General features: G+C 56.7%; 17 protein-coding genes. 14 read left to right on the top strand and 3 right to left on the bottom strand.

Going from position 1 to position 13,269, the window contains the following annotated elements; translation table 11 throughout:
* The 7 genes from mlaD (at window position 1) to hisD (ending at window position 5,177) form a co-directional block, all read left to right on the top strand.
* Window positions 1-468 (top strand): outer membrane lipid asymmetry maintenance protein MlaD, encoded by a 468-nt coding sequence (gene mlaD, locus FRH_RS17100; RefSeq protein ID WP_139527167.1) that lies wholly within the window; start codon window positions 1-3, stop codon window positions 466-468.
* 43 nt (window positions 469-511) lie between these two features.
* Complete coding sequence (locus FRH_RS17095; protein WP_139527168.1) at window positions 512-1,171, top strand: ABC transporter substrate-binding protein; 660 nt, start codon at window positions 512-514, stop codon at window positions 1,169-1,171.
* Window positions 1,168-1,506: an STAS domain-containing protein gene (locus FRH_RS17090; protein ID WP_139527169.1), complete on the top strand. Its 339-nt coding sequence runs from the start codon at window positions 1,168-1,170 to the stop codon at window positions 1,504-1,506. The genes FRH_RS17095 and FRH_RS17090 overlap by 4 nt, the downstream gene beginning before the upstream one ends.
* 130 nt (window positions 1,507-1,636) lie before the next feature.
* A complete protein-coding gene (locus FRH_RS17085) occupies window positions 1,637-1,888 on the top strand; it encodes a BolA family protein (RefSeq protein WP_139527170.1) in 252 nt (83 codons plus the stop codon).
* 11 nt (window positions 1,889-1,899) lie between these two features.
* Window positions 1,900-3,162, top strand: coding sequence for a UDP-N-acetylglucosamine 1-carboxyvinyltransferase (gene murA, locus FRH_RS17080; RefSeq protein WP_281997311.1), 1,263 nt, complete (start codon window positions 1,900-1,902; stop codon window positions 3,160-3,162).
* Between the two features lie 28 nt (window positions 3,163-3,190).
* Complete coding sequence (hisG, locus tag FRH_RS17075; protein ID WP_281997310.1) at window positions 3,191-3,844, top strand: ATP phosphoribosyltransferase; 654 nt, start codon at window positions 3,191-3,193, stop codon at window positions 3,842-3,844.
* A gap of 13 nt (window positions 3,845-3,857) precedes the next feature.
* Window positions 3,858-5,177 carry a histidinol dehydrogenase gene (hisD, locus tag FRH_RS17070; protein WP_281997309.1) on the top strand — a complete coding sequence of 440 codons (1,320 nt, stop codon included), beginning with the start codon at window positions 3,858-3,860 and terminating at the stop codon, window positions 5,175-5,177.
* 24 nt (window positions 5,178-5,201) lie between these two features.
* On the opposite strand, the gene FRH_RS17065 is transcribed toward hisD, so the two are convergent.
* Entirely contained in the window at window positions 5,202-6,467 is a 1,266-nt protein-coding gene (locus FRH_RS17065; protein WP_281997308.1) for a Do family serine endopeptidase, read from the bottom strand.
* 140 nt (window positions 6,468-6,607) lie between these two features.
* On the opposite strand from FRH_RS17065, the gene FRH_RS17060 reads away from it, so the two are divergent.
* On the top strand, window positions 6,608-7,369 hold the full coding sequence (locus tag FRH_RS17060; protein WP_281997307.1) for a Nif3-like dinuclear metal center hexameric protein: 762 nt from the start codon (window positions 6,608-6,610) through the stop codon (window positions 7,367-7,369).
* 97 nt (window positions 7,370-7,466) lie between these two features.
* On the opposite strand, the gene FRH_RS17055 is transcribed toward FRH_RS17060, so the two are convergent.
* Window positions 7,467-7,904 carry a DUF1043 family protein gene (locus FRH_RS17055; RefSeq protein ID WP_281997306.1) on the bottom strand — a complete coding sequence of 146 codons (438 nt, stop codon included), beginning with the start codon at window positions 7,902-7,904 and terminating at the stop codon, window positions 7,467-7,469.
* Between the two features lie 217 nt (window positions 7,905-8,121).
* On the opposite strand from FRH_RS17055, the gene zapE reads away from it, so the two are divergent.
* Entirely contained in the window at window positions 8,122-9,303 is a 1,182-nt protein-coding gene (gene zapE / locus FRH_RS17050; RefSeq protein WP_139527177.1) for a cell division protein ZapE, read from the top strand.
* A gap of 48 nt (window positions 9,304-9,351) precedes the next feature.
* On the opposite strand, the gene FRH_RS17045 is transcribed toward zapE, so the two are convergent.
* The gene (locus FRH_RS17045; protein ID WP_281997305.1) at window positions 9,352-9,477 is read right to left on the bottom strand and encodes a hypothetical protein; all 126 of its coding nucleotides are present in this window, start codon (window positions 9,475-9,477) and stop codon (window positions 9,352-9,354) included.
* On the opposite strand from FRH_RS17045, the gene rplM reads away from it, so the two are divergent.
* From rplM to FRH_RS17020, 5 genes are all read left to right on the top strand, one after another.
* Window positions 9,476-9,904 carry a 50S ribosomal protein L13 gene (gene rplM / locus FRH_RS17040; RefSeq protein WP_139527178.1) on the top strand — a complete coding sequence of 143 codons (429 nt, stop codon included), beginning with the start codon at window positions 9,476-9,478 and terminating at the stop codon, window positions 9,902-9,904. The two genes, FRH_RS17045 and rplM, sit on opposite strands and share 2 nt — an antisense overlap.
* 13 nt (window positions 9,905-9,917) lie before the next feature.
* Entirely contained in the window at window positions 9,918-10,307 is a 390-nt protein-coding gene (gene rpsI / locus FRH_RS17035) for a 30S ribosomal protein S9 (protein WP_139527179.1), read from the top strand.
* A 208-nt stretch (window positions 10,308-10,515) separates the two neighbouring features.
* Window positions 10,516-11,115, top strand: a complete 600-nt coding sequence (gene petA / locus FRH_RS17030) for a ubiquinol-cytochrome c reductase iron-sulfur subunit (protein ID WP_044629967.1) — start codon at window positions 10,516-10,518, stop codon at window positions 11,113-11,115.
* The gene (locus FRH_RS17025; protein WP_139527180.1) at window positions 11,115-12,374 is read left to right on the top strand and encodes a cytochrome bc complex cytochrome b subunit; all 1,260 of its coding nucleotides are present in this window, start codon (window positions 11,115-11,117) and stop codon (window positions 12,372-12,374) included. The genes petA and FRH_RS17025 overlap by 1 nt, the downstream gene beginning before the upstream one ends.
* A complete protein-coding gene (locus FRH_RS17020; RefSeq protein ID WP_139527181.1) occupies window positions 12,374-13,141 on the top strand; it encodes a cytochrome c1 in 768 nt (255 codons plus the stop codon). Before FRH_RS17025 ends, FRH_RS17020 begins: the two co-directional genes overlap by 1 nt.
* Window positions 13,142-13,269: the final 128 nt, after the last annotated feature.

Below are 13,269 nucleotides of genomic sequence, written 5' to 3'. Positions count from 1 at the left end.
ATGAAACGCAGCAAAACCATGGAGTTCGGTGTTGGCCTATTTATGTTGGCTGGCATCGTCGGGCTGGTATTTCTCGGCTTGCGGGTCAGCGGCTTAACGCTGTCGGCCCCCTCCGATACGTTCCGCCTGGAGGCCAATTTTGCCAACATCGGCGGGTTGAAGCCGCGTGCTCGGGTCACTATGGCGGGTGTGACCGTAGGCCGAGTAGAGGCCATCGAACTCGATACTCAGTGGTACGACGCCCGTGTAACGATGACGCTGGATAGTGCGCTCGAAGGGCAGCTGTCTCAAGACACCACGGCTGCCATCTTGACGGCCGGCTTACTGGGTGAACAGTACATTGGGTTGAGTGTTGGCGGAGCGCCAGAGGTGTTGGAAGAGGGCGACGTGATTCGCGACACACAGTCCGCTCTAGTGTTGGAAGAACTTATTCAGCAATTCGTATCCAATATGGTCAGCAACGGATGATGGTCAGTCACTCATTGCCATCGGTTTTTTCCTGCAAGAGGTCATGAAGATGTTCAACCTTTATTCTGCTTTTATTCAGCGCTTCGCGTTGGCTGCTGTGCTGATGCTGGCGCCGCTAATGGCGCAAGCGCAAACGCAGTCCCCCGAAGAAGTGGTTCGTGACAATGTCGAATCCTTTATGAGCCAACTCGATGGTAAGAAAGCGTACTATGCCGATAACCTCGATGAGCTAAAAGCATTGGTCGACGAGAGCCTCGATGACGTGGCGGATTTTCGTTACATCGGCGCTAGCGTCATGGGTAGCTATTTCCGCAATGCAACGCCCGAGCAGCGGAGCCGGTTTGCCGACGTGTTCCGCCAAACGCTGATCGATACTTACACGCGTGGGTTGGTGACGTTTGATTACAACGAGCTACGTGTGCTGAACCAGCAGCGCGGCCAGCGCTACGAAGACCAGGCCAGCGTGGATATGGAAGTCGTGGCAAACAATGGTCAGGTCTACCCAGTGAGCTATAGCCTTCGTCTGTCGGATGGTGAGTGGCGTGTAGTGAACGTCATCGTCAACGGCATCAACCTGGGGCTGACTTTCCGTAATCAGTTCGATCAAGCCATGCGTGACAATAACCGCGATTACGATGCAGTCATACGTGGTTGGGCGCCTGAAATCGGTGTCGATGAGCTGGAGCAGGGAGGCGATGCGTGACATCGCTCCTCTCTCGCTCAGAGGTGACGCTGTCCGCACAGGGCGATTCGCTGATGGTCGCAGGCGACTTGACCATGAGTGTCGCCGCCGACGTGGCCGCTCGCGGCGTTCAGTGGCTGCGTCAGTCCGATCATTCTGAGGTCTGTCTGGATTTTGCGAAAATCAATAAAGCGAGCAGCGCAGCGCTGAGCGTGCTGTTTGAGTGGCTACGTGCCTGCCAGGCGCTCCAGGTCAAGGTGCGATCCATCGTGCTGTCGCCGCCGCTGCAGCGTTTGGCGTCTTTGGCAGAACTCGATACCTTGGTTTCACAAGACGTTTTTGCAGACATCGCGTGATCTCTAGAGCAGCCCCCGGGCTGCTCTCTTTATAGTGGGCACGGCTCGGCATCGCCAAGCGAGCCGCTTTTCTTTATCATGTTCGCCCATTACTCACTATTTCAACGACCCCAAAGGAGTTTCCTGTCTCATGCAACCCAACGAGGTAAAAGCACTGCTTGAATCCCGCATCGATGGGTGTGAGTTTCACATCCAGGGTGAAGGCTGCAATTTTCAGGTGATTGCGGTTGGTGAAGCCTTTGAAGGTCTTTCTCCCGTTAAGCGCCAGCAGCTCGTTTACGCCGCGCTCAGCGACGAAATCGCATCGGGTGCCCTACACGCGATCAGCATCAAAACGTTTACACCGACGCAGTGGCAAACTGCGTCGGAAAACGCTCAGTAACGGTCGCCCCCATGGATAAACTCATTATTACGGGTAATGGCTCGGTCGATGGAGAAGTGTGGGCAAGCGGTGCCAAAAACGCGGCGCTGCCCATTTTATGTGCGAGCCTTTTGGCAGATGGGCCGGTAGTCATCGGTAATTTGCCGCATCTTCAAGATATTACGACCACGCTAGAGCTGCTTGGGCGGATGGGCGTCGAGCCGGTCATGGGTGAGAAGTTGAGCATTCAGCTTGATGGCTCCCAAGTGACCCAGTGCCATGCGCCCTACGAGCTAGTGAAAAAAATGCGCGCCTCCATTTTGGTGTTAGGGCCGCTGCTGGCGCACTTCGGTAAGGCGGACGTGTCGCTGCCTGGTGGTTGCGCCATTGGTTCGCGCCCGGTGGATCTGCACCTGCGTGGCCTGGAGGCCATGGGGGCGGAGATCCATGTCGAAGCAGGCTATATCCGTGCCCGTGTTGATGGGCGTTTAAAAGGCGCTACGATCTTTTTCGACACCGTGACCGTGACCGGCACGGAAAACTTGCTGATGGCAGCGACCCTGGCAGACGGGCGGACCGTTCTCGAGAACGCCGCCCGAGAGCCCGAGGTCGTCGATCTCGCCGAGTGCCTGATCAAAATGGGCGCGCAGATTCGAGGTCACGGCACCGACACCATCGTCATCGACGGTGTTGCGTCGCTGCATGGCTGCGAGCACGATGTCATGCCCGATCGTATCGAGACCGGCACGTTTTTAGTGGCCGCCGCCATGACGGGTGGGCGCGTCAAAGTGAAGCGTACGCGAGCCGATATCCTGGAAGCCGTGCTTGCCAAATTGGAAGAGGCGGGCGCGACGATCGAGAGTGGCGACGATTGGATATCATTGGATATGCACGGTAAACGCCCGAAGGCCGTCAATATTCGTACGGCGCCGTATCCCGCATTTCCTACTGACATGCAGGCCCAGTTCGTTGCCATGAATGCCGTTGCCGAGGGGCATTCAAGGGTCGTGGAGACCATCTTCGAGAATCGCTTCATGCATGTTCAAGAGCTAAACCGCATGGGCGCCAACATCGTCCTGGAGGGTAACGCCGCGTTGATCAATGGCGTTGATAAACTCTCGGGCGCTCCCGTCATGGCGACGGATCTTCGTGCGTCAGCGTCTCTCGTCATTGCTGCCATGATGGCTGAAGGGGAAACCTTGGTCGATCGGATCTATCACATCGATCGCGGCTATGAGTGTATCGAGGAAAAATTACAGCTGCTGGGGGCGAAGATTCGCCGTATCCCCGGCTAAGCCACGCGGACAACACTGGCCTTTGACCATGAGTAAGCAACTGATTTTGGCCCTCTCGAAAGGGCGTATCTTGGAAGAAACCCTTCCGCTACTGGCAGATGCGGGCATTACACCTGCCGAGGATCTGAGTAAAAGCCGCAAGCTTTTGTTCGATACCAACTTGCCGGACGTCAAACTGGTGATTATTCGTGCCACTGACGTGCCAACCTACGTGCAGCTAGGCGCGGCGGATGTAGGTATCGCCGGTAAAGACGTGCTGCTGGAGCACGGCGCGGAAGGTCTTTACGAGCCGCTCGACCTGGATATTGCGCGGTGCAAGCTGATGACGGCAGGCGTGACGGGGCAGCCGCCCGCCAAAGCGCGACGCCGTGTAGCGACCAAATTCGTCAACGTGGCACGTCGCTACTACGCAGAGCAGGGTATCCAAGCAGAAGTCATCAAGCTTTATGGTGCCATGGAGCTCGCACCGCTGATGAATTTGGCCGATGAGATCGTCGATATCGTCGATACCGGTAACACGCTGCGCGCCAATGGTATGGAGCCGCGCGAGCTCATTGCCCACATCAGCACGCGTTTGGTGGTCAACAAAGCCGCTATGACCATGAAGCACGACCGTATCAAGCCGCTGCTAGCGCGTCTGGAAAGCGCCGTAAAATCGCGTCAGACGCAGCCTATTGAATGACAAGAGGTTCATCATGAGCGATACAACCACAGCTACCATTGCCCGCCTATCGACCCGTGATGCGGCTTTTCATCAGCGCCTAGATGCGCTGTTGGATTGGGAGGGCGTGTCTGATAAAGCGGTGCAGGCTCGTGTTGAAGAAATCTTGGCAGACGTCAAACAGCGTGGCGATCAGGCGGTCATCGAGGCAACGAATCGTTTTGACCGTTTGTCCGTCGACGCCATGGAGCAGCTATGCCTCACGCCTGACCAGTTAAAAAAAGCGTATGATGGATTGCCTGCCGAGCAACGGGATGCGCTAGCGACTGCCGCCGAGCGCATCAAGCGCTACCACGAGCGGCAAAAACCGACCTCCTGGCAATACGAAGAGGCTGACGGGACGGTGCTCGGCCAGAAAGTCACGCCGCTCGATCGGGCCGGTATTTATGTGCCGGGTGGGAAGGCTGCCTATCCGTCCTCCGTATTGATGAATGCTATCCCTGCCCACGTGGCGGGCGTGCGTGAAATCGTCATGGTGGTACCTACGCCCGATGGCGTGTTGAATGATCTAGTATTAGCGGCAGCGCATCTGGCGGGCGTGGACTACGTGTTCACCATTGGCGGCGCTCAAGCCGTCGCCGCGCTGGCTTACGGGACACAAAGCGTTCCACGTGTCGATAAGATCGTGGGGCCGGGTAACATCTACGTCGCCACGGCTAAACGGGCCGTATTTGGGCAGGTCGGTATCGATATGATTGCGGGGCCTTCGGAAATCATGGTGGTGTCGGACGGGAAAACCGACCCGGATTGGATCGCCATGGATCTCTTTTCTCAGGCAGAGCATGATGAAGATGCGCAAGCCATTCTCGTGAGCTGGGACGCCGAGCATTTGGATGCTGTGGCGAGTTCCATCGAACGATTGCTGCCGACGCTAGAGCGGGAGCCAATTGCACGCGCGTCGCTGAATCGCCGCGGTGCATTGATTCTGTGTCGCGATCAGGCAGAAGCCGTCGAGATGATCAATCGTATTGCGCCAGAGCATCTCGAGCTGTCAGTGGCCGAGCCCGGCGCATGGCTGGATGATATTCGCCATGCAGGGGCGATCTTCATGGGGCGACACACGTCGGAAGCGTTGGGCGACTACTGTGCAGGCCCGAACCACGTCCTGCCGACGTCGGGAACTGCGCGGTTCTCCTCCCCGCTAGGCGTGTACGACTTTCAGAAGCGCTCCTCGATCATCCATTGCTCACCTGAAGGGGCATCCGAGCTGGGTAAGGTGGCCTCCGTACTGGCGCGTGGCGAATACCTTACGGCTCATGCCCGTTCAGCGGAGTATCGCATTCGCAATCGATGAGCAGTTCGGTCGGGCAGGGCGGCGCTAGGAGCCGCTCTGCCGGTCGGCCGATGTGGCATTGGTCGGCACGGGACGCTCGCCTACCTCAACGGTCATTTCCATGCGTTCGCCGCCGCGTACGATCGTCAGCGGCAGCGACGTCCCTGGTGGGATCGACGCGATATCGCTCATGGTCGCCCTAGCATCCAGAATGACCTGTCCATCGATGGAGAGCAGTACGTCGCCTGGCTGTAAGCCTGCCTGGGCGGCAGGTCCGCCACTCACCACGCCTGCGACGATGACGCCCTGGGGCGTACGCAACCCAAACGACGCGGCCAGCTCGCGCGAAAGCGCTTGGGCCTCGATGCCCAGCCATCCCCGAATGACTCTTCCGCGCGTCACCAGCTCATCCAATATGCTGTGTGCGAGGTTGGCGGGAATCGCAAAACCAATTCCCTGAGAGCCCCCGGAGCGAGAGAAAATGGCGGTATTGATACCCACCAGAGCGCCCTCTGGATTGACCAGTGCCCCGCCCGAATTACCGGGGTTAATGGCTGCATCGGTCTGAATGAAGTCTTCGTAAGCGTTCAGGCCCAAATGGCTTCGTCCAGTGGCGCTGATGATGCCCATGGTGACGGTCTGCCCCACGCCAAAGGGGTTGCCAATGGCCAGCGCCACATCGCCGACGGCGACCTCCTCCGAGTCAGCAAGCTCGATGACCGGCAAGTCTTCTAGACCGATCCGCAGCACGGCCAAATCGCTCTCTGGATCGGTGCCGATGACCTCTGCCAGGGTTTCGCGACCGTCGCGAAGCGCGACCTGGATTTGGTCGGCGCCGTTGATGACGTGATGGTTGGTCAGTACATAGCCATCATTGCTAACGATGACGCCCGATCCGAGGCTCGACAGCATACGCTGGTGGGTGGTGGCGTCGTCGCCACTAAAAAACTGGTTGAAGAACGGGTCGGACATTAGCGGGTGCTGGTCGCGCTCGACGATGCGTGAAGAGTAAATGTTCACCACGGCGGGAGCGGCTTGGTTGACGGCATTGGAGTAACTGGCTGGGCCTTGATGTCGGGTCAGCGGAGCCGCTTGCCTGATATCCGGTGCCGGGCGATTCGCGCTTGATTCACTGCTAGTGGTGGGCACCAATGCGGGCGGAGTCTCGACGTTAGCAGGCGGAGTCTCCGACACGGGGGGCGTGTGGCGGAACGGGTTGGGTAGCTGCTCAGGAAAGGCGAGCAGGATAACGGCCGCTAGCAGAAGCCCCGTAAGTACGGGCCAGAGATAAGGCAGCACTGAACGGTGCATGCGAAAGTTCCTCAGCGTGTGGCAGTCTAAACGGTCGCGAGGTTCGCGATAACGTAAAGCGAGTTTTACAATGGCGCTATGGTAACACCGAATGACGCTGCGCCTCACGGGGCTGGACTTAATTGTGAAAAGGAGGGAACGTGAATCATCGTGATCAACTGGTCGCTGCCTGTGACCACCAGTTGCGCTCTGCTCAATTCAAAGATTTCACGGTCAATGGCCTGCAAATCGAGGGACGAGAGCAAGTGCGTCGCGTCATGTCGGGGGTAACGGCCTGCCAAGCGCTGCTCGACGAGGCCGTCGCATGGCAGGCCGATATGGTGCTCGTTCATCATGGCTATTTCTGGAAGAACGAGCCTGTTGCCATCACCGGTATGAAGCAGCGTCGGATCAAAACGTTGCTGGCCAACGATATCAGCTTGCTGGCTTACCATTTGCCGCTTGATGCTCATACAGAGATGGGCAATAACGCGCAGTTGGCCAAGCGAATGGGCTGGAAAGTCGAGGGATGCCTAGACGGTGAGTTGGGAGAGGGGCTGCTCTGGTCGGGCCGGTTGGTGGTTCCACAATCGATTGGCGAGTTGGCCCGCCAAGTAGCGGGTGTTCTCGCCCGCGAGCCGCTGCTGGTCGAGGCGCCGTGTCAGAAGCCAATTGAGCGAGTCGCATGGTGTACCGGTGGTGCGCAAGACATGATTACGGAAGCCTATGAGGCCGGTGCGCAGGTGTTCGTTTCAGGAGAGATCTCTGAGCGGACGACCCATTTAGCGCGTGAAATGGGAATTCATTACTTGGCAGCAGGCCATCACGCGACCGAGCGCTACGGTGTGCAAGCGCTCGGCGAGTGGCTGGCCAGTGAGTTCGATGTTGAGCATCGCTTCGTCGACATTGATAACCCCGCCTAGCGAAAGGCTTCAGCTGTCGCACAGGTGCAGACCAGGGTGATACTGACACGTTGCCCTGGTCGCGTCTGAGTCATGCAAAAATGCGCTCATGAATAGGTTAGTAGCGTGGCGGCTGAGGAGAGTCGTCGTCGGTTGCTTTGCTCTCTTTCAAGCCGAAATCTTCCGATAGCGTACCGTTTTTGCCAGCGGCGTAATCTCTTGGCATGGCAACGCTTGAGTCGCTGTCTGGCATCGCAATGGGCTCAGAAGGCGTTTTGACGCTGGGTAATTTCCACTGCTTGGCTTCGTCTTCGATGTGCTGTTCGAGGTGATCAGCCTCATGGCGAATGTTCTCAAGGCGCTGCTGTATGCCCGTGAGGTGGCTGCTCATGTTTTTCTTCAAGTCGGCGATCTGGTGCTCACGTTCAAGCAGTGTCTGCTTGAGTGAAGCGACGTCTCGCGCACCTTTGCTAAAGAGCCGATAGCATACCAAGCCGATGACGAACCCTACGGCCAAGCCGATAAGTGCAAAAGTAAATGGCGAGCTTGCTTCCACAGTCCTTCTCCCTAAGTAATGCGCGCCACCAGACACAGGGGCGTGGCTTTAAATACGCACCCATTATAGGCGCGTCTCAGTCGGTTGGGTCAATCCACTCATGCGCTTAGCCTTCAAGCGACGTATAATCACCCCCATTTTTGTCGAGTCCGTTTTGTTAGGCGCCCCTAGCGGTGCCAGCAAAAAGGTATGGGCCATGCGTTGCGGGAGCACCTTCATGCCATCAGTATCTGAGCGTCAGGCCTCCGGCCACACTCGTCGCCCCACGCCGCTTGAGCGCTATCAAGCCGACCTCAAGCGCAGCGATTTTCAGTATGACCCGGCCCAAGAGCAGGCGGTCAAGCATCTCCAGCGGCTCTATGATGAGCTGTTGGCGACGCCAACGACGGTGCCCAAGGCTGTGGTGGCCAGCAAAGGAATCAAAGCCAAAATGGCAGGTTTGCTGGGTAAGAAGCATGCGCCTGCCAAACCGCCGTTGCCCCAAGTAAAAGGGCTCTACTTCTGGGGAGGCGTGGGGCGTGGTAAGACCTACTTGGTCGATACCTTTTATGAAGCGCTGCCGTTTCCTGAAAAGATGCGCACGCACTTTCATCGCTTCATGCAGCGAGTTCACAATGAGCTGACCCATTATAAAGGCGAGAAAAACCCACTCACGCTTATTGCGGGTAAGTTTGCCGCCGAAGCGCGTGTCATCTGTTTCGATGAGTTCTTCGTCAAGGACATCACCGACGCCATGATTCTCGCCAACTTGCTTGAAGCGCTTTTCGAGCGTGGCGTGGTGTTGGTGGCGACCTCGAATATCGTTCCCGACGAGCTGTATAAAGATGGATTGCAGCGTGCGAGATTCGTGCCTGCCATTGAATTGCTGAATCGTCATTGTGAGGTGGTCAATGTCGACTCGGGTATCGATTATCGCCTGCGGGCGCTGGAGCGTGCTGAAATTTTTCATGCGCCTCTCGACGCTGCTGCCGAAAGAGAGCTGGCGCGCAGCTTTCGAGAGATTGCTGGTCAGTCAGGTGAGGAGAACGCGCCATTGGAGGTCAATCACCGGGTGCTTAAAACGCGTCGCTTGCATGAGGATGTCGTGTGGTTTGAGTTTGCTGAGCTGTGTGACGGGCCGCGTAGCCAAAATGACTATATCGAACTAGCCCGCGAGTTCCATACCGTTTTGGTAGCCAACGTGCCGCGTATGGACGGCAAGACAGACGATCAAGCACGACGCTTCATCAATATGGTGGACGAGTTTTATGATCGTGGCGTAAAGCTGTTGATGTCGGCAGAGGTGCCGGTGGAATCCCTCTATAGTGACGGGAAGCTGACCTTCGAATTCCAGCGCACGCTATCTCGGCTGCAGGAAATGCAGTCGCGCGAATACTTGGCGCTGGCGCACAAGCCCTAGCGTGGGGGATATAAAAAAAGTCATGGGACACTTAACTTGAGCAGATGGTTACTGTAGAATGCCGCCTCGCTGCACGTTGCTGGCATTGGTCGGCAACCAAAAAAAATAGGGATGGTGCTCCGCCGCTTGGCGGTGTGAGTTACCCAACACACTTAATCTGGTGATTTCATCCATGAAGACGTTCAGTGCTAAGCCGCAGTCCGTCCAGCGCGACTGGTACATTGTCGACGCTACGGACAAAACGCTCGGTCGTCTGGCAACCGAGATTGCTCGCCGCCTGCGTGGCAAGCATAAGCCCGAGTTTACCCCGCACGTTGATACCGGCGATTACATCGTTGTCGTTAACGCAGAGAAAGTCCAAGTGACGGGTAACAAGGCAAAAGCCAAGACTTACTACCGCCACACAGGTTACCCGGGCGGTCTGCGCTCCATGACATTCGACAAAATGATCGATCACGCTCCCGAGCGTATCATCGAGTCTGCCGTGAAAGGCATGCTGCCGAAAGGTCCGCTGGGTCGCGCCATGTACTCCAAGTTGAAAGTGTACGCCGGTGCCGAGCATCCGCACGCTGCCCAGCAGCCGCTTGAACTGAACATCTGAGGAAATCTTCGCCATGACACAGCAGTATTACGGTACCGGGCGCCGCAAGACTTCCACCGCTCGCGTGTTTCTGAAGCCGGGTTCCGGCAAAATTACCGTCAACAACCGCGAGCTCGACCAGTACTTCGGTCGTGTGACGGGTCGTATGGTTGTGCGTCAGCCGCTCGAGCTGACCGAGACGCTGAACCAGTTCGATGTGTACGTCACCGTTGAAGGCGGTGGCGGCTCTTCACAAGCCGGCGCTATTCGTCACGGCATTACACGTGCCCTGATGGATTACAACGAGGACTTGCGTCCTACGCTGCGCGCAGCGGGTTATGTCACCCGTGATGCTCGTCAGGTCGAGCGTAAGAAAGTCGGTCTGCGTAAAGCACGTCGTCGTCCGCAGTTCTCCAAGCGTTAATTCTACGCTATGCGGCAAAAACGCCCAGGTCAAAGACCTGGGCGTTTTTTATTGGAATATCAAAAAATTATAACGCTCCTACCACCATGGTCCGGGGCGGTTGTTCTTGTGCAGAGCGTTTTGTTTTTTTAACATAGACTGTATTTGATATTCGTCGTCGCAAGACGCCTTTGCGACGGAACGGGTAAGCTGATGGGAGAAACCAGAAATGGCAGATAACGGCGTAAACAAAGGTCGGCGCCGTTTCCTCGTGGGCGCCACCTCCGTTGTGGGGGCGGTTGGCGCTGTCGGGGTTGCGGTCCCCTTTGTGGCATCTTGGCAGCCTAGTGCCAAGGCAAGAGCGGCAGGCGCGCCGGTTCAAGCGGATATTTCCAAGCTTGAGCCAGGTCAGCGTATGACCGTCGAGTGGCGTGGTCGCCCGATTTGGATCATTAATCGTACGCCTGAGATGATCGAACGGACCGAAGCGCTAGGGGCTGACAGCTTGGCGGATCCAGAGTCCGAAGTGCCACAGCAGCCTGCCTATATCCAGGGTGGTCTGCGCTCGATCAAGCCTGAGATTGGTGTCTTGATCGGCATCTGTACCCATTTGGGCTGTTCTCCCTTGTATCGGCCCGAGCCGGATGCGGAAGGGGTGGGCGTCGATAACTGGCCGGGTGGTTTCTTCTGCCCATGCCACGGCTCTCGTTTTGACTTGGCCGGTCGCGTCTTTAGCAACGTTCCTGCGCCGACGAACCTTGAAGTGCCGCCCTACCGCTTTGAAAGCGATGACATCATCGTGGTCGGCGAAGATGAGGAGAGTGCCTAATGGCTAATCCAAATAAGGCGAAGGCCGAGAGTGGCATCATGCGCTGGGTGGACGACCGATTCCCCGCCACGCAAATGATGCAAGACCATCTGACGAAGTACTACGCGCCGAAGAACTTCAACTTCTTCTATATATTTGGCGTGTTGGCGCTGCTGGTGCTGGTCAACCAAATCCTGACCGGCGTTTGGTTGACCATGAGTTTCAATCCCTCTGCCGAAGGCGCGTTTGCCTCCGTCGAGTACATCATGCGTGATGTCGAATGGGGCTGGTTGATTCGCTACATGCATACGACGGGGGCATCCGCCTTCTTCGTGGTCATCTATCTGCATATGTTCCGCGGCTTGCTTTATGGTTCCTACAAAGCGCCACGTGAGCTGGTGTGGATTTTTGGTATGGCCATCTATCTTCTGCTGATGGCCGAAGCCTTTATGGGCTATCTGCTCCCATGGGGTCAGATGTCTTACTGGGGGGCGCAGGTCATTATCTCGCTGTTCTCGGCCATCCCGGGTATTGGCCCTGATCTAGCGCAGTGGGTGCGCGGTGACTTCCTAATTTCAGGCATCACGTTGAACCGTTTCTTTGCGCTTCACGTCGTTGCGTTGCCCATCGTGATTTTGGCATTGGTCGTGCTTCACATCATTGCTCTGCATGAAGTGGGTTCTAACAACCCTGATGGTATCGACATCAAGCAGAAGAAAGACGAGACCGGCAAGCCGCTCGACGGCATCGCTTTCCACCCGTACTACACCGTGAAGGACTTGGTGGGTATTGCGGTGTTCTTGTTTGTCTTCAGTGTCGTGGTGTTCTACTTCCCGGAAGGGGGGGGCTACTTCATCGAGCGGCCTAACTTCGAGCCGGCTAACCCGCTGAAAACGCCTGACCACATTGCACCGGTCTGGTACTTCACGCCGTTCTACGCCATTCTGCGTGCGATTACCTTCTCGCTGTTTGGTCTTGACGCTAAGTTCTTGGGTGTCGTCTGCATGGGTGCGGCCATCGCGGTGTTGTTCGTGCTGCCGTGGCTCGACCGTAGCCCGGTGCGCTCGATGCGCTACAAAGGCTGGATGTCCAAAGTCATGCTACTGCTGTTCTGCATTAGCTTTGTGATTTTGGGCGTTCTAGGTGTGTTGCCGTCAACGACAGGTCGCACCATCTTGGCGCAAGTGTGTACAGCCATTTACTTCGCCTTCTTCCTGCTGATGCCGTTCTACACCAAGCTGGAGAAGACCAAACCCGTTCCGGAAAGGGTGACTGGCTAATGAAAAAGCAACTATTAGCACTGCTCTTCGCAATCGTGCCAGTCACCGCGATGGCGGCTGGTGGCGCAAGCGTGCCCCACAGCATGGAGCCTGACCTGCACGACCAGGCGTCGCTGCAAAACGGTATGAAGCTCTACGTCAACTACTGCATGGGCTGTCATTCACTAGAGCATCAACGCTTTGCACGTGCTGCGGATGATTTGGGTATTCCGCAAGATCTAGTGGAAGAGAACCTGATCTTCTCCTCGGACCTGGCATTCAATGACCAAATGCACATTGCCATGGACCGTGGGGATGCAGAGTCTTGGTTTGGCGCTCCGCCGCCTGACTTGACGCTGGAGGCGCGTTTACGTGGCACCGACTGGATCTACTCCTATCTGTTAGGGTTTTACAAAGACCCTAGCCGCCCAACCGGTGTCAACAATACGGTCTTTGATTTGGTGGCGATGCCTAACGTGTTGGAGCCTCTCCAAGGCGTTCAGGAATTGGTGTGTGCCGAAACCGATCAGCCGGTGGCGGGACAGTCTCCCGACCCGCTATCAGGTAAGTATCAGTCTTGTGATGTGCTGCAAGTGACTCAACCAGGGGCGATGGAGCCAGCCGAGTTCGAGGAAGCGGTATATGACTTGACCAACTTCCTGGCCTACGTGGGTGAGCCCTCCAAGCTGCAGGCGCAAGCCCTGGCACCTAAAGTGCTCATCTTCATCTTTATTTTTGGTGTGATTGCTTACCTGCTCAAGCGTGAGTACTGGCGAGACGTCCACTGATCGATAAAGTCTGATAGGTCGTTCGGGCGCACGGCGAGAGCCGTGCGCCTTTTGCTTGTCTTTAGTATCGCTTTGTATCGCTGGCTACCTTCCCATAAGAGGGTGCTGGCATGTTATTATCGAAAATT

It is taken from the genome of Halomonas sp. A020 (genome assembly GCF_027943625.1).
Classification (GTDB): domain Bacteria; phylum Pseudomonadota; class Gammaproteobacteria; order Pseudomonadales; family Halomonadaceae; genus Vreelandella; species Vreelandella piezotolerans.
The sequence above is the reverse complement of the archived record's forward strand: the minus strand, read 5'-3'. Positions and strand labels throughout refer to the sequence as shown.